Origin of the sequence: Paenibacillus sp. FSL P2-0322, from assembly GCF_037975315.1 — a bacterium.
Classification (GTDB): Bacteria; Bacillota; Bacilli; order Paenibacillales; family Paenibacillaceae; genus Paenibacillus; species Paenibacillus polymyxa_B.
The window spans coordinates 1349999-1372776 of sequence record NZ_CP150243.1 but is presented as its reverse complement, the minus strand read 5'-3'; the positions used below and the strand labels follow the sequence as shown (position 1 = coordinate 1372776).

General features: G+C 49.8%; 7 protein-coding genes. All 7 read right to left on the bottom strand.

All coding sequences use genetic code 11. From position 1 onward, the window contains the following. Positions 1-20 precede the first annotated feature (20 nt). Positions 21-1655 carry a carbamoyltransferase N-terminal domain-containing protein gene (locus MKY24_RS06110; protein ID WP_339201616.1) on the bottom strand — a complete coding sequence of 545 codons (1635 nt, stop codon included), beginning with the start codon at positions 1653-1655 and terminating at the stop codon, positions 21-23. A gap of 41 nt (positions 1656-1696) precedes the next feature. Then, complete coding sequence (locus tag MKY24_RS06105) at positions 1697-5731, bottom strand: SDR family oxidoreductase (RefSeq protein ID WP_339201615.1); 4035 nt, start codon at positions 5729-5731, stop codon at positions 1697-1699. A gap of 3 nt (positions 5732-5734) precedes the next feature. Then, positions 5735-7759: a non-ribosomal peptide synthetase gene (locus tag MKY24_RS06100; protein ID WP_339201614.1), complete on the bottom strand. Its 2025-nt coding sequence runs from the start codon at positions 7757-7759 to the stop codon at positions 5735-5737. A 5-nt stretch (positions 7760-7764) separates the two neighbouring features. Next, entirely contained in the window at positions 7765-8976 is a 1212-nt protein-coding gene (locus MKY24_RS06095) for an aminotransferase class I/II-fold pyridoxal phosphate-dependent enzyme (RefSeq protein ID WP_028543127.1), read from the bottom strand. 31 nt (positions 8977-9007) lie between these two features. Further along, entirely contained in the window at positions 9008-13927 is a 4920-nt protein-coding gene (locus MKY24_RS06090) for a condensation domain-containing protein (protein WP_339201613.1), read from the bottom strand. Beyond that, entirely contained in the window at positions 13924-21546 is a 7623-nt protein-coding gene (locus MKY24_RS06085) for an amino acid adenylation domain-containing protein (RefSeq protein WP_339201612.1), read from the bottom strand. Before MKY24_RS06085 ends, MKY24_RS06090 begins: the two co-directional genes overlap by 4 nt. Before the next feature lie 83 nt (positions 21547-21629). Next, positions 21630-22778 carry an archaeosine biosynthesis radical SAM protein RaSEA gene (locus MKY24_RS06080; RefSeq protein WP_028543130.1) on the bottom strand — a complete coding sequence of 383 codons (1149 nt, stop codon included), beginning with the start codon at positions 22776-22778 and terminating at the stop codon, positions 21630-21632.

The window sequence follows — 22778 nt, the reverse complement described above, 5'->3', positions numbered from 1 at the left end:
GTACATTATTCGAGGATATGCTACTGCTTTTCGTATAACGTTTCATTGCACCAGACATACCGGGTTCCGTTCCATTCGGTTGCAGAACGTACATCCGGGAAAAAGCCGCTGCCGAGCAGATTGGCGCTAGTATTGCACAGCACTGGAATACCGCTCAAATTCTCGTACGCATGCAGCAATTCATAGATCAGCGGATTATCCTCCCGACTCACCGTCTGCAGGCGTGCCGTTCCATCGAGATGACGGATCGCAGGAATGCGTTCCACCCATTCATCACGCAACATATGATCAAAAAGCATATACGGATCACGTGTTCCCGGTGAAAAAATAGCAGGTGCATGCTCCTCCATACAAATCGGTGAGACCGGACGATAGTCTTCCCGCTGCTTGATGGCATTCAGGCGGTCTTTCATATCCGGTTGAACGGCAGCTGCCAGTATACTCCGGTTGCCCAAAGCACGTGGTCCCAGTTCCGCCCGATCATGCAGCACCACGACAGGTTCATCTGTCGTATGCAGCAGCTCCGCGAGCTGTGCTACCGTACAAGCACGTGATTCCCAACCTTCTGCTGGCTCATTTTGAATGACCATGGGTCCGCTGTACACAGACCAATTCAAATGAGGATGACCTGTCTGATGAATCATTTCACAACAGGCAGCACCAATAGCCGAACCTGTATCATTGGTAAACGGAGAAACAAACACATCGTCAAATAATCCGCTTTCCCGAATCGCACTGTTCCATTTGATATTCAGAGAACAGCCTCCTATAAAGCAAAAGTTTCGTGTTTTCCGTCCATGCTTGGTCACACTCGCCTCCAGCGAGGTTACGAGAAGCTGCTCCAAATACTGATGAAAAGACGCCATGGCGTCTGCATGCGGAATATGATGCTCATCTACATATCGCTTGATTTCCTGGGAAAAGGTCCAGTTAAACTCCAGCGAGGGTGAAAAATGCCGTGCATACGTTAATTCAAACTGTTCGAGCAGCTCTGGACGTACCTGTCCCTTGGCAATGTAGGCCATGACCTTGCCCGCTACCGAAAGATCATCCACACGTGGTCCTTGCCCTCCGCGCAGAAATGGCTCAAAGTGCAGCGAAAACAGTGAATAAATGTTGCCAATGTACATGAAGAGAGGACCCAGATTTTCTAATTTTCCGTTCGCTGGATCAAAGTAATAAAAACGCGGATACATGCCGCCATCGTACACAAGCGCGTAAGACGGCTCCTTGGTCACCGCATAAGGACTTGCGCAATAGGTGCTGGCGATATGTGTGGTTGAATGCATATAACTGGTATAGTTGTAGGTTCTTCCACCAATGGCAAGGCCACTGCCCGAATAGGCTTGGAGCGCGTCGGCTGAAAGCGATACTTCGCGGTAAGGTGCAACCGTGAGGGACAGCTCCTGCCCATGGGAACGCGTGTCCACCTTACTTTCCTTCAATCCGGCCCAGCCGTCGATGACAAACCGATCCACATCTGCCGAGGTATAGCCATGCAGGTTAAGCACTTCCTCGACAAAATCCAAATCAGGAATTTCGCTGTAGCGTTTGTTGTTATTGAATTTTTCAACCTCGTAGCTGAAAATAAGCTTGTTATCCTCAATCAAGGCCACACTACCATCATGCGTTAATTTCAGTCCGCAGAATAACATGTTCCTTCACTCCTCACCTGTTAGCCCAACACAAAGCCGCTTTATTGTTCAGCCTCAGCAAAATGACGTGGTAATACCGGAATGATATCGGATTCCTCGGAATCGACACGATTGGATTCATCTATCCAGCCTCCCAGCCCGGCCACCGTTGGCTCCTGAAAAAAGACCTGAATCGGTACATCTATGGCCAGCTGGTCTTTAATTTTAGCAATGACACTCATCAGCATCAGCGAATCTCCATTTTCAAAAAAGTCCTGGTGTATGCTAATTTCCTCATGCCCCAGTACCTCGCCCCAAATCTGACCTAGCTGCCGTTCTGTTTTCGAATACGCATCTCCATCACGGCCGATCAAGGTCACTTGAATGTGAGAGTTCATGTGCACTCCAGTGTCCGTAGCCTCCGACTTGGGCTGTAGCGTACGAAACAGCTCTTCCTCGAAGGAGACAAATTTAGCACCCAGCTTCACATTTCGCTGGATCATATCGTTCAGTGCCTCATTAGAGGTAATGAACTGCTTCAGCTCTTGATAGGACTCCAGCAGATGACTGTAGGCTTCAGATTCTTGATCGTTGTGCCCCTGCGCTTGCTCTGTAATTTCCTTTGTTAAGTCTGGGGAAAAGCGGACCTTGAGCAGCGTCAACACTTGAGCCAGCTCCTGGCTGCGAATGTTGGCAATGACCGTTTGGGTCAGTTTATATTGCAAAAGCCGATCAAACAGCTTGCCATAGTCCTCCGACGAAATCGGCTGAGATAACATCCGTTGATCCATCAGCTCGTCCGATGTAGCCCCCATCTCCAGATGCGACCAGTTGATCGCCATCATCTCCATGCCACGACGGCTCTGATAGTGGGCATACTGATCCAGAAATGCATTTGCAGCAGCGTAGCTACCCAAGCCTACACCTCCCAGCTGCGAAGCCACTGACGAGAAAAGAATCCAGAAGTCCAGCGTTTGATCCTTAGTCACCTCGTTTAACACCCATGTTCCTATTACCTTGGCTCCCATGGTTCGCTGGAACCCCGCTGCATCCATCTGCTCCAGACGAATTTCCTCCAAATGCATCGCGGCATTCATGACCCCATGAATCGGGCCATAACGTGCATGCACATCATCCACGACCTTCTTCATTGCATCCAGATCCGTGATATCTGCCGCATAGTAGCTCACCTCGGAGCCGAGCTTTTCAATCTCCAACAGTCCACGGATTTTCTTCGTAATTTCAGAGGTATCCAGCCCCGCAGCTCGTTCCTGCCAGCTTTCCCGGTCCGGAAGCACAGTACGGTTCACCAGCACGAGCTTAACCTTCGCCTGCCGGGCAAGATAGTGGCAGGTTTCCAGTCCAACTGAACCGGCTCCCCCGGCAATCAGATAGACGCCACCCTCACGGATTGTAATCTTCCGATGTGGATGAGCTGTAAGCTGCATCCGTTCCAGCTGCTGCGTATACCGCTGACCGCTTCGCCATGCTGAACTTTGATCTGCTTCGTCCCGATCCAATTCCAGCATGATTTCCTGAGCAATGTCGGAATTGTCACGTCCGATCGTTTCTACATCCATACAGCTACAACGATGCTGACTATATTCCTGCGAGATGACCTTCATCAATCCCCACAGAGGCGCTTTTTCCGGGAACACATATGTATCCTCCGCTACGACCAGCTGTGCGTAGTTCGAGACGACTTTGATTTCCAACAGGCGATGAATCGAGCTTGCCTGAACAGCCTTCATCAAATAAAAAAGACTTAAAGCCCCTTGCTCCTGACTTTCATTCAAATCATCGAGTTGTCGCATGCGACTGCGAATTTCGGTGCAGGTCCACAAGTGGACGATACCGGAAAGCTCTGCTCCCCCTCGCGCCTCAACCTCGGTCACGGCTGCAAGCAGCCTGTTATAATCCTCCGCATAGCCGGGACGAATCTGATAATGGCTCGGATCTATGGCAGCATAATCAGATGCAGCCTCTACGATAATAGGTGTGAGTCCTTGATCCTTCATAAACTCGCTTAGTGAAGCAGCTACGCCTTCTTCATCCGCCAGAATAAGCCATGACTTGCTGGTAACCGACCGTTCTTGGGAGGCAGAAGCCGTCAACGGACTGGCTACCCAATTCAGTTCATAGAACCACTGGTCAACCTGCTTCTCCGGTACCGATCTCAAGGCTGGGGAATCTGCTACACGCTCCATCGCATGCTCCGGGATATAATTCACCCAATGTCGTTTGCCTGCAAATGGATATACAGGTAAAGGAACACGATGTCTTTGATCCAAATCATGCAGAGCTGTCCAATTGATCTCGCTACCTTGCATATATTCATCCACAACCCGATCCAGGCTGGTGTCAGGCTGTACCTTGAAGCTTTTCTCCTCACGGGTCGTTAGGCGGGTATAATATATCCCCTCTCCCGCTAAAGCTGGACGTGCAGCTTCATCTGCATTTGCAAATCGCTCCAGCCCTTCCCTTAACTCTTCAAGACTTGTAGCTACAATCGCAAGCCGATAAGCATAGTGCCCCCGTCCCTGATTGCTTGTAAAACAAATATCTGGCAGCGCATGAGCCGTGCGATCCAAAAACGTACGATAACGGTCAACCAAAGCATCAAAGGAAGCTTTACTCTTGGCAGACAACGTAAATACATACGGTACGTTTTCTCCACTGGCGGACTGGCTCTGCTCGTCCTGCTCATATTCCTCCAATATGACATGACAGTTAGTTCCTGCTAGACCAAAAGCACTTACTCCTGCCCGCCGTGGCACTCCTGCCTCCGTCTCCCATGGAACCAACTCTGTATTCACATACACAGGCGATTCAATGAAATTAATGTGCGGATTCGGCTCGTTAAAATGGAGGGTTGCCGGAATCTCCTTCTTTTGCAATAACAGCACTGTTTTGATTAGACCTGCAATACCGGCTGCGGTGTCCAGATGACCTATGTTCGTTTTCACCGCGCCCAAGGCACAAAAATGCCGCTTGTCCGTGTAGCTGCGGAAGGCGTTGGTAATGCCTTCAATCTCAATTGGGTCACCTAGACGAGTTCCTGTACCGTGAGCCTCAATGTAGGTTACCGTTTCCGGAGAGATACCCGCATTACGCCAAGCTTCCTTCATCAGCTCCGTCTGAGCCAAGGCACTTGGCGCGGTAATGCCGTTGGACTTTCCGTCCGAATTCATGGAGCTGCCTTTAATGACAGCGTAGATATGGTCCCGATCCTTTTTAGCCTTTTCCAGCGTCTTCAGTACGATGACCCCGAATCCCTCGCCCCATACCGTCCCATTCGCTGCGGCATCGAAGGTGCGCGCAACAGAGTCGGGAGAAGCAATGCCGATATCGACCAGCCCTTCATCTACAGGAAACAGGGTCAGATTCAGCCCGCCGGCTACAGCCATGTCACAATCGCCAGTAATCAGTCCTTTGACCGCATGATGCACAGCAGCCAAAGATGCCGAGCAGGCGGTATCAATCAGATGGCTACCGCTGGCGAGATTCAGCAAGTAGGCCACCCGACTGGCTACGACTGAAATGGTATTGCCGGGTAAGGCATACGGTTCCATGTTCTGAATCAGTTGCAAGTAATCGGCATCCGTATCCCCTACGTATACCCCGGTTCGTGAGCCGTACAATTCCTTTTCGGCATAGCCGGCATCCTCCAGTGCTTCCCAGGTAACTTCAAGGAAAATGCGCTGCAAAGGGTCCATACACCGGGCTTCTGCGGGAGTAATGTTAAAATATTCCGCATCAAAACGATCAATATGGTCCAAATAGGCTCCTCTGCGATACTTGATCTCCGGCGCATATCGTTTACCTTTAAAATAGTCCCGAATAGGCTGGTCCACGTCAGCCTTGCGGCTTTCCGGGAAGTCCCTCACGGCATCCATGCTGTTCACGAGATTATCCCAAAACTCATCTGTTCCATTTGCGCCCGGAAAACGACAGGCCATCCCAACAACGGCAATATCATCAACCTTCACCGTTTTGGCCTCATTTTCGAATAGCTCTTTTAGCATCGGCAGAGCTTCTATCTTGGAGAGATGTTTTGCAGCAACCTGAGCTAGCAAATACTTCTGAACCCGTTTCATATGTTATCCCTCCTTCAGATGGTCCAGCGCCCGTATAGACTCGCTTACATCCAGTGAGCCATCTTCAATTTGATCCAGCAGGCTCATAAGATCCTGATCCAGCTGTTCGTCATCCTTGGACTGATTTTCAAAGTGATTCATATACGCTGCAATCGTAGGATAGGAAAACAGCTCGGCTACTGTTGCCTCACTGCCCAGTGCGTGCTTCATCTTTCGATGAAGCCGAACAATCGAGATGGAATTGCCGCCGATTTCAAAAAAGCTGTCATGGATGCCGACGTCCTCCGGGCTTATATTTAAAATTCCGGCCCAGATTTTCGTCAGCATATGCTCTCTTTCATTGCGAGGCGCCACATATGCGGTTGAACGGTGAACTCGGCCCTCCGGCTGTGGCAGATTTTTGCGATCAATCTTCCCGTTCGGAGTTAACGGCATCTCCAGCAGTTCCATGAAAAATCCCGGAATCATATACTCAGGTAATATTTCACGCAAGTGTGTTGTCAGATCATCCACTTCGAGCCCTTTTTCCAGCGAAGTAAAATAACATAAGAGATTGGTTACACCAAACTCATCCGTTTGGGCAATCACAGCGGTTTCCTTGATCCCTGGAAAAACGGATACGGCCCGCTCCACTTCTTTGAGTTCTACGCGATACCCCCGCACCTGTACCTGATCATCCTTGCGGCCGCTATACTCTAGAATGCCATCCGGCCGTAACAGGCCCAAATCACCTGTACGATATAGCCTTTCTCCTGTTTTGGGATGCTGGGTAAAAGCCTTGGCAGTTGCTTCTGCCTTATTCCAGTACCCCTCCGTCAGACCAATCCCGCCGATGCATATTTCGCCTTTGACCTCAAAGGGGCACAATTGCCCCTCCTTGTCCAAAATATAAACATGCGTGTTCGCAAGGGGCCTTCCCAACGGAATGCTCAATTCTCCCTCTGCCGGAGATGCGTCAATCAGGTAACAGGTTGCATAAATAGCCGACTCGGTCATACCGTAAATGTTGGCAATCTTGGCTTGCTGGAATGTGCTATACCAGTCCCGCACCCCATTGACGAGTAAGGCTTCGCCTCCATTGAATACCCATTTAAGTTCCGGTAGCGGATGATCCGTCTCTTCGGTCGGAACCGCATCCAGAAAGAGACTCATCTGGGCCGGAACGAACTGGGTTATGGTAATCTTGTCATCCCGTAGCTGTTCATATAGCCGTTGAGGATCTTTGACCGCATCCGAGCTGAATATAGACAGCTTGGCTCCGTATATCAGAGGCCAGAAGAATTCCCATACCGAATCGGTAAAACTGGCAGAAGTCTTCTGCGCAATCACATCTTCTGCGGTCAAACAAAAGGTATCCTGCAACCAAAAGAGCGTATTCAGCACAGCTTTATGCGTCATCATGACTCCTTTGGGATCTCCCGTAGAGCCTGAGGTGTAAATCAAATACGCAAGATCATTTTCACCGGCAGGACACGCCCATGAGCCCTGCTCCTGGCGCTCCCAATCCGACCGCTGATACACCGTCAGACGATCTGCTCGCATCTTCGTTTCGTCAAGACAAACAACCGTCGTCATGCTCTCCGGCAAATCTCCCAGCATCGTTTGAAGCTTGGCAGACTCGGTGATCAGCACACCGCAAGAACTGTCGCGCAGCATATATTGAATCCGCTTTTTCGGGTAGTCCGGGTCAATAGGCACGTAAGCTGCACCTGCTTTTAATACGCCGAAAACAGCCACTAAAAGCTCAATTCCCCGTTCCGCTACCACTGCTACCCGCTGGTTAGGCCGCACACCTGCTGCGTGCAGCAGGCGGGCCATTCGGTTCGCTTGTTCCTCCAATTGGGCATACGTAATGGAGGAGCCGTATTCATAAATAGCGGTTTGCTGTGGTGTGATTGCGACCTGACGGGCAAACAAATCAGGAATCGTAACATGATCCTCATAAAGCTTTGCAGTCTGATTCATCTCCGCAATGACGCGTTCCTCTTCTGCCGATAGAATTTCAAATGCATCAAAATCCAGATCCATAGGGTCTACTCCCGAACCGGAATTGCAGCAGATACAGCCGATTGACCTACCAAGCTGTTTGTGAAAAAGTCCACTAAGCGATCTATGCCTTCGTTGTATCGCGTTGTAGAGTAGGACAGGCGCAGCATTTTCGGCAATCCAAAATCAGAACCTGGCACAGTCGCCACTTGTTTGGCTCTCATAATTTGTTCAGCCAGCTCCAAACTCGTTTCGATGCCGTGCTCGTCCATGTACTTTTCACAATCGAGTGTGAAGTAAAAGCTACCTTGTGCAGGGATAGCACGTACGAGCGGAACCTCATTGAATCGCTCCACCGTATAATCCCGTCTTGCTTTATACAGGCTGACCAGCTGCTCAATCTCTTCGGGATGTGCCAATGCTTCCAGTGCGCCAAATTGCACGACAGGGTCGGCTGTCAGCAATGTATGATGCTGTATGACCGTGAGCGGTGTGACTAGCTCGTCAGGAACGATACAGTAGCCCACGCGCCGACTGTACATCCGGTACCCTTTGGAGAAAGCATTCGTTGTAATAAAGGCTGATTTGGTATCCTTCAGCTCCAGTACCGAAGTGCTTCGTTCATCAAAGCAAACATTGGCATAAATCTCATCATTAATGACCACTGCCTGACCGTTGATAATTTCATCAATGGCATACAGCTCGTCTTTCGTTAAGATGTTGCCTAGCGGATTACCAGGCGAATTAATGACTACAATTCTGGTTTTATCCGTGAAATTTTCCTTAAAGGAATCCAGATCCAGTGCCAACGTCTCCAAATTGATATCATAGTAGCGAACATTCGCCCCTACCAATTGGGCGCAAAAATGATACAGAGAATAGTACGGACGCGGTAAAAGAACCTCATCCCCCTCTTTTGCCAGCAAATAAAACAGATTTCGGAATAAGGCGCTGGTGCCTACATTAATCAGGATATTGTTAGGGTTAATGTCCAGATCATATGTTTTCTTGTATTCCTCCGCGAGCGCTTCCTTTAATTCCGGCAAGCCCGGCGGAAATACAAGCGAGCTTTTTTCAAAGGTGTCCAACGCATCCTTCATCGACTGAATGATATCCTCATGCAAAGGTAGCTCGGATTTTCCCAAGGTCATTCGAATGACCTCTTTGGAGCCGTTTTTCTCAAATTCATAAGCCATTTGATCCAGAACGAACATTAAAAACCGATTGTCATAAAATTCAATAGATGATCTTAATTCCATTTGTAATTGCCTCCTTTGAATGAACCGCACGTTAATGGGATACCTTAGACAGGTTGGACACACTACTAGCAATGGTCTTGATTATTTTGTGATACCTTTCCAGCATAGAGTGGACATAGGAAGATTCCAGCAAAGCGGTATTCCACCTCAGGGAACAGGTCAGTCCGGTTGTTGATTTCACGACTGACAGTTGCAGTGCTGCTGGCTCTGAGGGGTATACACGCAATCCCACTTCCCCTCCCTCGGGTAAAGATCTCGTTCCATCCTCTGTGCAAAAGACGACGTTATAACGTGATGAACCCTCCCTCCCGCTCTTCAACTCATTAGGGTCCAGCAGCAAATGAAACGGATATAAAACAGCTTGAAGCGCAGCTTGATGTTTGTCCTTCACTTTTTCTAGCAAAGGATTAAACGACGAAAGCCCCTCCATCGAAACTCTGACTGGCACAGGATGCTGGATACATAAAGGTACTCCGCTGCCCTGAACTGGATGTCCTTCGGGATGCATGACATAGATCAAAAGCTCCTCCGCATGCGTTAATTGCCGCAGCAGCAGGAAATAACAGGCGAATAGAACGTCCGTAACAGAACCTTCATGACTGGAGGCAAAAGCTTTTAGAGCTTCAGTCTCCTCTGTGGCGAGAGGCACTTCAATAGAAGTCCACTCGGGTGTTACAAAAGCTTCTTCCCCGCGTTTGAACGGCAATCCGATCGGAGGAAGCGGCTTTTGCAGTGCCTCAGTCCAATACGCCTTTTGAGGCTCCAAATATCCTTCCTGCAGCAACCGTTGTTGCCAATAAGTAAAATCAATCTGCGAGATGGACTGAAATATGTGGGCTGTATCCACTGCCGAATCCGTAACAGCAGCGGAATAGCGAATAAACAGTTGTTCCAGCCAACCTTTCAGATCGAGGCACTCCGTTAGTAATGTATGAACGGCGACGATCAATTGGCATCGTTCGTTGCTGTCACAACCCAAGCGTATCCGGTACAGCGGACCTTGTCGTAACTTGAACGGGTTCCGATACTCCACAGCCACACAATGTTCCGCCCAAGAAGCTGCATCCCTCTCTAGTACATCTGTAAATTTGTAATCCAACGGAAGACACGCCTGCACCTGCTGAGTCGGCCCGGCTGTCTCTTCCCTAAAGGTTGTTCTGAGCGTGCTGTGTTCGGCTTGCAGTTCTTCCAGCACTCTGGCAAATAACGTTTGATCCACCTTGCCTTTCCACGTTGCATGAACGATCACATTATTAGTTGATCCTCGATGTCGCCATATCTGCTTTTGATAAAAAGACAAAGGGTGCTGCTCAGCCTCCGGTGCCGGGCAAATCGCAGGAAGCGCAAAAGTAGAGTCCTTTCCCTGCCGTTTCTGTTTCATCTTCTCCGCTTCCTCAGGTGAAAAAATCCGGTACTCCGCTAAAGCTTGCTCAGGCTGGTCCACAATCTGGTCGATCAGGCTGAGCAAATGTCCTGCCAGCGCAGTGATCGTCTGTTCGTGAAACAAACGAGAGTAATACTCAAAGGTACATTTCAGTTCCCCTTGCATTCCCTGAAAAATGTCGAGCTTTAAATCCATGGTTGAACTGTGCTTGGCCCAGTCCACCATGTTTAGCGTTAAATCTCCCATCGTAAATTGGGTTTTCTGCATCCCCTGATTATGTAAAATAAGCATGGTGTCAAAAATAGGGTTGCGTGAAAGATCGCGCTTCTGATCCAGATGCTCCACCATTTTTTCAAATGGATAATCCTGATGATCATACGCGGCTATGGTGCGATGAGCCACCTCCTTTAAGAAGTCCGTAAAGCGCCGCTCACCCGCTGGAGTATTACGAATAGGCAAGTAGTTGGTAAAAAGTCCTATCGTATGCTCTACACCCGCATAACGTCTGCCAGCAATGAGGGAGCCTACAATGATATCCCCCTGCCCGATGTATTGATAAAGTAGCACATTGTATATAGCAAGAAGCGTCATATACAGCGTAGCGCCATGCTCCTGTCCCATCGCTCGCAAGCGTTCAGCGACCACTTTGTCAATCGTGAACGAGTACACCCCCCCTTCAAAAGTCATCACAGGCGGCCGGGGATAGTCACTGGGCATTTTCAGAACAGGCAATCCTGACTCCAGTCCTTCCGTTAACGTCCTCAGCCAAAATTGCTCCTGTTGCAGCATCTGCTCACTTTGCAGAAAAGCATTTTGCCATACCGCATAGTCCTTATATTGGATACGCAGCGGCGGCAGGTTCTGCCCGGCATAAAGACTGGTAAATTCCCGAATGAGGATCTCCATGGAAACGCCATCCGAAACAATATGATGCATATCAAACATCAGCAAATGCTTGTCCTCTTCATCACATTCCTCCGTTAATCGCAGCAAGCGTACCCGAAGTAAAGGAGCCTCTCCCAGAGAAAACGGCTGGACAAATTCCTCCATCAGCTTTTGCACATCTGCTCCCCTTGGAGCCACACCCAGCGATATAGCAAGCTCAGCCTGCGGAAGAACACTTTGCACAATTTCATCCTCCGCAACATCAAACACCGTCCGAAAGGATTCATGGCGACGAATGATCGCAGCAAAAGCAGCTTTAAAGCGTTCCACATCCAAGCGTCCCGTGATCGTAGCCGCTCCGGGCATGTTGTAACTCAAATTGCCTTCTGCCAGCTGCTTCAAAATAAACTGACGGCGCTGCGCATTGGATACGGGATAAAATGCTTGTGGAGACACAGGTTCAATGGACTGGTAATCCGATTTCTTTTCGCCTGAAATAAGCTGGGCCAGCTCACGAATGCAGGGATGTCCAAACAAATCAACCAATGTAATTCGTGTATGGAATACCTGGCTTATGGCAGTAATCAGATCTGTTGCCAGCAGGGAATCCCCGCCTAGTTCGAAGAAACCCGCATCCACAGACAGTTCGTCAATCCCTAAAATTCGGCCCCAGATACGTGCCAGCCTGTCTTCTGTTTCCGTCGGAACATATCCGTCACCAAAGGAAACGCGTGCTTCGCTATAAGCTGACACCTGTTCATCGCGATTGCTGCTTCGACGTTGGATCGGCGGCTCCACCCAATATCGTTGCTTCTCCCAAGCGTATGCAGGCAAGGGTACTTTGACACACCCACCTGCCGGGTAATCCTCCGCCCAGCGCCTGTTCTCCCCGGCAACATATCGCCGGGCAATCATCGGGGCATCATCTGTATCCAGCGCCATTTCTACCAGGGACTCGCTGCACATGGAACAGAAAATCCCCTGCTGCTCCAGCCCTGTTCCATCCTGACGAACCAAAGCATCATAAGCCTGTTTGAGCTTTGTCCAAAGGCTGCGTCGATCCGTGACCGGAATCGCCAGCCGATAAGCATGATGCTCTCTGCCCGTATTCAGGACGTAACAGATATTTTCCAAAGGCGGAATATCGTCATTCTCCAAAAAATCAATATATCGGGCAGTCAATCTTCGCAGTGAATTCTCACTGTATGCCGAAAGGGTAAATACACGCTCCCCACCGCAGGGTAGATCGGAGGACGAAGAAAGGGAGGGCCTGCTTCCCTGATAATCCTCCAGCACCACATGACAATTTGTACCGCTTAACCCCCATGAACTGATACCCGCCCTCAGTGGTATTCCGTCCTCACTTCGCCATTCGGTTAGCTTCGTATGGATATAGACCGGAGAGCTATGCAGGTTCATCAACGGATTCGGATAAGCAAAATGCAGGGTGGGCGGAAGCTGCTTATGCTGTAAAGCCATGATCATTTTGATTAATCCTGCCATGCCTGAAGCGGAATCAAGATGACCGATATTGCTTTTAACCGAGCCGATTCCGCAAAATTGTCTGTTTTGCGTATACCTGCGAAAGGCATTCGTAATCCCCTTAATTTCAATCGGATCTCCAATTTTGGTCCCCGTTCCATGAGCCTCGATGTAAGAGATCGTCGAAGGGTCAATGCCCGCACGCTTCCACGCCTCTACAATCACTTCTTCCTGAGCTCGGGCATTCGGGGAGGCCAATCCGTTGGAGGCACCGTCCTGATTGATGGCACTTGCTTTAATCACAGAGTAAATATAATCGTGATCCCTCTCGGCTTGCTCCAGTGGCTTGATCAGAACAACGCCACAACCTTCGCCCCATCCCGTACCGTCGGCATCCGCGTCGAAGCTGCGTGATTGTCCTTGCGGAGAAGTAATCCCCAGCCCGCCCGGCTCCATCCTGGTGGGTAACGCACCAATGGCTACCCCACCCACCAAAGCCATGCTGCAATCTCCAGCGCGTAATCCCTCACATGCAAGATGCAAGGCAACCAGGGAAGACGAGCAGGCGGTGGCTACACTCAATGCAGGACCGGACAGATTCAGCGCATAAGCGAGACGGCTTGCGATAACTGGCGGGAAATTCCCGACAAAGGCGGTGGACGACTCGCTTTCGATCAGCTCCTTGTATCGCGCTTCACTATAGCCGACATATACCCCCACTCGTGAGCCACGAACGCGTTCACCACCATACCCTGCGTCCTCAATGGCCTCATAACCGGTTTCCATGAACATACGCTGCTGCGGGTCCATATATTTGGCTTCACCCGGAAGAATATTAAAAAATGCCGCGTCAAACGTATCAACTTCCTCCAAATAGCCTGCCGGCATATATGGCCCTTGATTCTGTTCATCCAAAAAGGGACGAATCTGCTCCAAGCGTGAGCTTGGAAACGTTCGTATCCCATTCAAACCGTTGACCAGATTACTCCAATATTGTTCCTTGTTATCTGCTTGCGGGAACCGTCCGGCTACGCCGATGATGGCTATATCCCTGTTGCGGTTTATTCCATCGTGGGCTGCGGACGATGAAGCAGTTTTGAGCCGAACCTGATATTGCTTGATCAGAGAATACGCATGCTCTTCGGATAATTCCTGTTTGGCTACAAGCTGCAAAATGGCTTCAACAAACGTATCCCTCATATGCTTTCATATCCTTTCATAGCTTCATCCACTGAAATAGCGTCCTCCTTTACACGCTTGATCAGGCTTCGTAAATCCTCGTCCGCTTCGTCCGCCCCGGAAACTTCAACCTGTAAGTGCGGTGCTACGTCCGTCACTTCTCTTGTGCTGGCGGCATGCCTGTTTTCCATAAACTGCGCCAGCTGCGCAACTGTACCGTACGAGAACAAATCCCCGGCCTCCACTTCGGGATCAACCCGTTCATTCAGAAGACTCAGCACTTTCAAAATAAGCAAGGAATCCCCGCCGATTTCAAAAAAATGTTGACCTACATCAATTTCCTCGTATCCCAGCACCTCTGCCCATATTTGAGCGATCTGCTGTTCCAGCTCTGTGTAAGGCTCTGTTGTTTTCCCTTTCAGACTGACCTTCACATCTGTCACCAAACGGTTAGGCTCGACAGATGGCAGAGCTCCTGCTTCCTTGGTGGATTTAGCTACAGCTCGGCGTCGACTCGTCAGCATATCCGGCGCAAGCTGAATTTTCATCATCGGCGCCCATTCACGCAGCTTCTGTGTATCAAACTTGCCGATTGCCACCTGATCCAGCGGATAAGACAAGCTCATGCGGAAAGCAGCCAGCGCATCTGATACAGGCATATAGTCCATGCACCCTGGTCCAGTGAGTCCCTCCCACGCATACCAGTTGATCGCAAGCGTCGTTTGCCCCTGCATGTTACGCTGTGCGCTGAAGGCATCCATAAACGCATTGGCAGCCGCATAATCTCCACCGCCAGCTCCGCCCCATAGCGAGGCTACCGAGGAGTACAGAACAAAGAAATCTGTCTCTTGTTCCGCCAGAAGCTTATCCAATACCAGCGTTCCGTGAATTTTGGGGCGAAGCACCTTGCGAAAATCACCCAAATTCTGAATCTCCAGCGGACGACTGGTGTCGCCGCTAGCTGCCGCACAATGAACAACTCCCTTAACGGGGCCATAACGAGCTTGTACATCGTCAAAAATGTGTTGCATCTGCCTATAATCAGCCACATCTCCCGCGTAATAATGCACCTTTGAGCCGTGTTTTTCCATGTCTGCAAAGGCCGAAAGCTTACGGTAAATTACGGTATCAGCCTTCCTTTGCACCTGATCATTTATGATGTGTGACCATTGCGATTTTTCCGGCAGCTCCGTTCGGTTCAGGATGACTAGATGGATCGGAGCTTGCTCGGATAAATACCGGCTAACCTCCAGTCCTAATCCCCCTGCGCCTCCAGTCACGATATATACGGCACCCGGACGAACGGTGATGGAACGCCGGGGTGGAATACCCGGATGATTCCGATTATCTGGAGTGCTTACCGTATCCGATTCGAGACGAGACATACCTTGGATGTAACGCTCCTGACGGATGACAACGAATGAATCCGTTTTGTTTTCTTGCAGCTCGGTCATGATCAGATCCGCCACTTGCTCGTTGGTGTGGTGGAGCGTTTCGACATCCAGTCCGAAGCATTGCAATTGTGGATGCTCCTGAGAAATAACTTTGACCAAACCGTGAATCGCCGCTTTTTCAGGTGATACTTGTTGCTCGTCCGATATCCGCTGGGTAAAGTTCGAAACCACCCGCAAGTCCAGCGTTTCATGCAGACCCTGATGCAGTAATGCTTTAGTCAGAAAATAAAGACTATAGACACCTGACTCCAAACCTGCATCCACTGTTTCAATGTTGACTGGGGTTGACGGGGTGACTGTACAGGTCCAGAGATGAACGATACCGTTCAAGCGCTGGTTATGTTGTCCCAGTTCATTCATGAGTTGAATATAATCTGCTTCTACACCCGGCTGGATGGTGTACTGTTGATCGTTCCGTTTTTCAAACCTTTGCCCAGCCTCTACAGTCACCACAGGATGACCGGAGCGCCTCATGCGTTGCACCAGTTCCTCACCAATCCCCAGCTTGTCTTTGAAGATTAGCCAGTTTCCTTGAGCCAACACGCCTTCTCTTGTCTTCTTCAGTTCTTTTTTAATCCACCGAACACGGTACATTAAATCTTCAACCCTGCTCACTTGTTCTTGCTCGCTCATTCGACCGATAATCAGCGCGGTTTCAGCCTCGGCACGGTTTGGCAAATGCATAGGAAAGGTTCGTACCTCCGTGAATCGCTCCTCCTTCAACAACTGCCCCCATGTTTCCGTCGGAACCAGCGGAGAATCCTTCCGTATGTCCTGATCCTCGAACAGCCACCATCCCTCCGTCATCCCCCAGACGAGATTTTCCGCAGGCTCGTTCTGCACTTTTTCGATCATAAACAGGGCTCCACCAGGAGCAAGCACCTTTTTCAACTGGGACAAGGACGTTCGTAAACGGCTCGTGGCATGAACTACATTCAGGCCAATAATGATATCAAACTGTTCTGGCGCAAAGCCTTGTGCCAAAGGATCTTCTTCAATATTAAAAGTCTGATATCGAACAAACGGGTAGGCTGCAAACTGCTTTTGCGCTTCCAAAATGATGCCCCGGCCCAAATCGGTGTAGCAATACTCGACTTGACGATCTGCTATGGCTGGGAAAAGGACCTTGCCCACCGTTCCCGAGCCAGCCCCGACTTCCAGAATGCGGAGCCGTTTTCCCGCTTGCGCTAAAATATGCTGCTTTAATGCGTCCAGCGCCATCGTCTCACACAGATCGCCCAGCGTACGTCCCTGATTGGCAAAGCCCGCCAGGAATTGCGGTGTACCATCGGGAAACAGCACACTCAGGGGTGACCTTTTCCCGGTCAGCACAGCCGGATAGGCATCCAGACAATACTTCAACACCTTGAATGTTCCCGCAAATGCCGGATATTGTTCCACGTATTGGGTGCATAAGGCCGACAGATCAGGAGCTGACCCTTCAAGGGTTAGCGTGATATTATCACCGTCAATGCAGATGTAGCCCTGTTCTTCTACGAAACGCAGCATGAACCGAAATAGACGCTGATATGTGGAAGTAATCCCTATCGTATGCAACATTTCTGACTCTTTATATACTTTTCCGGGTTCCGTGAGCGTCCCCCATTGTCTGAATAATCCGATAATAAGCTGGGCCGCAAATTCATCAACCGCCTTTTTATAGCCCTGTTCTACCACAAAGCCGCTCTCTTCCAATAACCGTTCACCAAATTGGAAAACCGCCTCGGTAGCCTGCCAGAAATCAGGAGATTCCTCCTGCGTGTCAGGGGTCAATTCCGCACTAGTTGGTACATGCGGTGGTTGCTGAACTTTGGGTTCAACCCAGTAGCGCTTCTCTTCAAACGGGTAGCCTGGAAGAGGAACTCGCACCCGGTTTTGTCCGTGATAATAGTCCTCCCACTCCAGCTCCCTTCCTTGCATATGCGCCTTTGCCATATGCTCCAGCGATTCCGCAGGCTGTACCCTATACGGCTCAGGGCTGTTCCCTGTTTTTGCTGTCGTATTTACGTATATTCGTTCGCGATCCGGTAATACCGAAGCTGCATCATGATCGCTCTGCTCCACGAACAGCATGAGCTTACGCCGTAATTCTTCCTGCGAGCCGACGACGGTAGCCAAACGGCAGGCGTCGTTTCCACGGCTGATATTGGTACAGTAACAAATGTCTGCCAAAGCTTCGTTGGTATTTCCCAGATAAGCTGCAAACCTGTCGGCATAAGCGTAGAGCGCTTGTTCAGTCCGGGCTGACAAGGTGAATACATATTCCTCGCCCAGAGAAGGAACTTCTCTTTGGATCGCATATTCCTCCAGCACAACATGGCAGTTCGTTCCGCTCAAGCCAAAGGAGCTTACCCCCGCACGACGAATTCCGCAGTCTGGCGTCCATTCCTGAAGTGACCGAGCAACATAAACCGGAGAATTTGCAAAATCAATATGTGGGTTAGGCACTTTAAAATGAAGGGATGCCGGAATCTGACGCTTGGTGATGGCCAGCACTGCTTTTATAAACCCGGCAATCCCTGCCGCTGAATCCAGATGCCCGATATTGCTTTTGACGGAGCCTACCGCACAGAACTGCTTACGATCTGTATACCGTCCAAAAGCCCGTGTAATGCCCTCCATTTCAATAGGATCACCTAGCTTGGTGCCTGTTCCGTGCGTTTCGATATAAGAAACCGTCTGCGGATCAATCTCCGCGCGCTTCCAGGCCTCTTCAATCACTTCAGCCTGCGCTGCCGCATTGGGAGCTGTGATCCCGTTGGAGCGACCATCCGAGTTAGCTGCGCTTCCCTTGATTACTGCGTAAATATAATCACCATCAGCCACCGCCTGCTCCAGTGACTTCAGTACAACAGCGCCAACCCCTTCGCCACCGCCTGTACCATCTGCCGATGCGTCGTACGCCTTTGTCTTTCCATCAGGTGAGGCGATTCCCATATTGAAGAGATTTTCATCCACCATCGACAGATACAGATTGACACCACCAGCTACAGCCATTTCACAACCGCCGGACGTTATCTCCTGTACCGCATGATGCACGGCGATGAGTGAAGAGGAACAGGCTGTATCAATAACCTCCGCCGGGCCTGTCCAATTGAAGGCATAAGCAATCCGTCCAGCAATCACAGCCTGCAAATTCCCCGGAATTGCGGAAGGCTCTACCTGTGGCATAAGGTCCACATATTGCGGTGTGCCTGTCCCTACGAACACTCCTGTCTTCGAGCCATACACCTCTTTTTCCGAGTATCCCGCATTCACCATCGCTTCCCATACAACCTGCAACAGTAGACGCTGCTGCGGGTCCATCATCCGTGCTTCATTAGGGGATATTTGAAAAAACGATGCATCAAAGCCATCAATTCGATCCAAATATGCGCCTTGCGGCAACGATCTTGACTGCCCGACTACATCATCTGAACCCTGAGCAATATCCTGTAACCGATGGGCCGGAATGTCGCGAACGGCATCCACCTCGCGACACAGATTGTCCCAGAAGTCATCGCAATTGTCCGCCATAGGGAAACGGCAAGCCATGCCAATCACAGCAACATCACCGTTTCGCCCCTTGCTTCCAAGCTCAGGTCTGTGGGTATGTAGTCGTTTTGTTTCCGTTTTGCGAAGGGCTTCGGTAGGTTGCTCTACACCGCCGAACTGAATGATTTTGGCCTGCATGGCGATCGTATGATGTGTAAAGAGCTGCGGAATCGTCAGCTGAACTTTCAGCAGATGGTGGATTCTGCTTTGTAGTCGCACGATAGACAACGAATTTCCACCTGCTTCAAAAAAACTTTCCTCCACACTAACGACAGGTACGACCAGCAGCTTCTTCCAGATCTCCGCCAGCTGTTCTTCCAGCTCATTACGTGGTGCCACATATGCACGGGTTTCGGTAATTCCAATCTGGTGCAGAGGCAACGCTTTTTTATCCACCTTGCCGTTCACTGTGACGGGCATGGACTCCAAGCAGACGATATGAGCCGGGACCATATAGCCCGGTACATGCTGCTTCAAGTACGACTGGACATCGCTCGTTCCGACCGGAGATTCTTGCCTGGCTCCCGATTTTTTCAAGGTATAAAAGGCAGCAAGATCCTCGGTTCGTTCCTCTGATCCATGCGGAATGACCACGGCTTCTTTGATGGACGGATGACTTCTGAGAACAGACTCAATCTCCCCCAGTTCCACACGCATCCCCCGGATCTTAACCTGATCATCGGACCTGCCGACAAACTCCAGATTGCCGTCGGGCAACCATTTCACCAGATCGCCTGTTTTATACATCCGTTCTGATTCGGTCCCAAACGGATTCGGCACAAAGCGTTCTGCCGTCAAGCGTGGATTGTATAAGTATCCGCGCGCCAGTCCAGCGCCAGCGATGAACAGCTCTCCAGTAGCTCCGAAGGGCAGCAAGCGTTGCTGTGGATCCAGAACGTATACCTGATAATTCAGCAGAGGCTTACCTATGGGTAATGTTGCTCGCTGCTCTACAGGCAGACATTCATACAGAGTTGTATTAATAGCCGCTTCCGTCGGGCCGTAAATGTTGAGCAGCTTGTCTATGTTTAGCTTATCGCGTAATTGCTGTACCAGCTCGCCGCTGCAAACCTCACCTGCCACCATGATAAAAGCAAAGTGATGTTCGATATCTGTCACCTGTTCCAACAGCACTTCCATCAGTGAAGGTACGGTATTCAACACGTTAATCCGTTCCTTCCGTACCAGTCCCCAAAAGGCGCTTGGATCGGTTTTGGCTTCTTTCGGAATCAGATACAGTGTCCCGCCTGTAGCTAACGGTAAAAAAATCTGCTGCACAGAGGGATCGAATGTGAACGGAGCCATCAAAACATGTCTCAACTGTTCATGGAAGTCATAGCTGCGTTTCAGTCCAGCCAATTGATTGACAATATGACGATGCTCTATCACCACCCCTTTAGGCGCTCCCGTCGAGCCTGATGTGTATATGACATACGCTGTATGATCAGGTCTACCCTCAAACGGTAGATTGGACGGCTCCCCCGCATATAATGCAGGATTGGATAGATCGAGCACTGTTCCTTGAAAAGCATGGGTATCCACATGCTGTGGAGGTGAGATCAACAACTCCATCCGACTATCCGTTAAAAGCTGCTGTACCCGCTCTACTGGAAACGTCGGATCTATCGGACAATACGCCGCTCCAGCCTTTAATACCGCTAAGATGGCAATGATGACCTCCGTCGTCGGCTCAGCCATGATGCCCACGATATCATCCGATCCCACTCCGTGACGTTGTAAAGTACGGGCCAACTGATTTGCCTTCGCATTTAGCTCTCTATAGCTAATGCGATACCCTGCCTCGACCACAGCAGCTTGTTCAGGCGTTGTCATCACCTGTTCTTCGAACAATTGATGCAGCAAGGTCACACCCGGCAGCTCTACAGCCGTCTGGTTTAATCCATGTACCAGAAGCTCTCGTTGCTGTGGAGCCAGCATATTTGCCGCATCATCCTCCAGAGAGACCGCCGATTTCTCAGGCCATTGAGCCAGAACATACAGCAAATTTGCAGCAAAGGATTGGACTAGGGACAACGAATACACCTCAGGCCGATAAACCAGTTGCAGCATTCGACCTTCTTCGTTTGGTACAAGCCTGATCATCAGATCGAACCGATCCAGGTCCTCAGTCACCGTTTGTAATCCCTCATCCACACATGCCAGTTGCCACAGTTCTTGCAGTTCTCTCCCGTGAAGAGATGTCCATTTGTTATAGAGAAGGGGCACAGAAACATCCTGATGATTCAGCGTTCGAGAAAACTCGGCCTTCATGTCTTCGTTAAGCTCACGCCAGGTTCGGCTTCCCTGAACCCGCGACTTGAGAAAAAGTACATTTCCCCGCTTGGGTTCGGACTGTATAAGCGTCGTCGTGCCGATACAAATATCCTCTGACTGCGAATAGCGATAGACCAGCCCTGACAGCGCCGTCAGGAACAAAATAAAACGTCCCAACTCCGAGCCCTTCGACATTTGATCCAATTGACGAATCGTTTTCCTGGGAATAACCATTTCGAGCGTTTCCTTGCGAGCCTCCAGCTGATGGTTAGACTTGCTTCTGCTTGTAGGCAGTAATTCCCTCGGCAGGTCTTGAGACCATTTTTCCATCCAATATTCTTCAATGATCCGGCCTTTCAAATGTGTACTTTTGTCCATACACACTCCCCTCTCTGTCAACCGTTCCAGGCCTTCATGAGCTGACGAATCTACCATATCTTCCAGTTGATAATCTCAATGAATCACTTGATTAATTCACTATTCAAAATACTCAGTCTTTCCTCAAAAGGAGGATGCACGTGATTCAGTTCCTTCTTCCATTCAGCCTTGCAGCTGCAATCCAGATGGTCCAGAACGCTCGGATCAAGAGTGTGATTATACTCCTTCAACGCCTCCATTACTCGATCACTGCAATGCGGACAATTGTAAGGCACCCCGACAGGAGAAGGATAGAATTGGAACAAACCGACGATGATCTTGCCCAAATGCGCCGTCCGTTTTACCACCTCAACGATGCTCCAGAGCCATGCCGGTTTATAGGCGCCCTGGTCACTTAAATATTGCACCAGTGTATAATCCTGTACGGTACAGCTTTCCAGTGAAACGGTCGTCGTACCGAGCTCAAAAGCATGCTCAATCGTTTGTACGGCATGTTCGATAGCCTCTTGTTCCGTAATAAAGGGCGGCTTCAGCAACACATAGCTGCGTAAATTCAGCTCCTGGGTCACCAAGCGAGCGGCCTTATCAAATTGCTTTAAGGAAAAGCCTTTGTTTATGCATACATACCGCAAAAAGTCGTCAATCATTTCGAGCCCCATGGCGACTTCCACATGCTTATCCGGTAAAAGGCGCTTAATTTCCGCCATATTTTCTTTCGTTACAAATTCGGGTCTGGTTTCGATGACCAGCATTTTGATCTCAGGCTTTTCTCCAACCATGCGTATGATTTCCCACAGCGCTTCAGCCGGAACTTCATTGTCGTTGAGAATGGAGCCGTTATTATACAGATTGAGTAAAGGATATTTGCTAAAATCAATCCGCTTAAATTCCTCACTAAATTGCTCCAAATAATAATGGGCAGAGAGAGGGCCGTCTTTACGTGTTTGCTTGGCCAAATGACCGCACATGGTGCAGCCATTTCCGTTTTTCAAGGCCCACTCACATCCGTTAGACATTAAATACATGACTGCGCGTTGATAGTTTTTTCCCTGAAAGTTTTCCTCACGAATATCCGTTTCTGTCGCTACTTTGTCCAAATGATACTGTTCATCTGGAATTTTAGCGTGAATCTCCTTCATTAGATTGGCGATGAGTCGGTAATAGTGGGCGGTTTCTTTCGTGGTCATCCATTGATAGGAATCCATTTGTTCCCAAGCTTTCGGCTTCTTCAT

What these genes read in the sequence shown, in the direction of transcription:
- MKY24_RS06110 (WP_339201616.1), bottom strand. Translation starts at nt 1,655, where the DNA reads ATGTTATTCTGCGGACTGAAATTAACGCATGATGGTAGTGTGGCCTTG.
- MKY24_RS06105 (WP_339201615.1), bottom strand. Translation starts at nt 5,731, where the DNA reads ATGAAACGGGTTCAGAAGTATTTGCTAGCTCAGGTTGCTGCAAAACAT.
- MKY24_RS06100 (WP_339201614.1), bottom strand. Translation starts at nt 7,759, where the DNA reads ATGGATCTGGATTTTGATGCATTTGAAATTCTATCGGCAGAAGAGGAA.
- MKY24_RS06095 (WP_028543127.1), bottom strand. Translation starts at nt 8,976, where the DNA reads ATGGAATTAAGATCATCTATTGAATTTTATGACAATCGGTTTTTAATG.
- MKY24_RS06090 (WP_339201613.1), bottom strand. Translation starts at nt 13,927, where the DNA reads ATGAGGGATACGTTTGTTGAAGCCATTTTGCAGCTTGTAGCCAAACAG.
- MKY24_RS06085 (WP_339201612.1), bottom strand. Translation starts at nt 21,546, where the DNA reads ATGGACAAAAGTACACATTTGAAAGGCCGGATCATTGAAGAATATTGG.
- MKY24_RS06080 (WP_028543130.1), bottom strand. Translation starts at nt 22,778, where the DNA reads ATGAAGAAGCCGAAAGCTTGGGAACAAATGGATTCCTATCAATGGATG.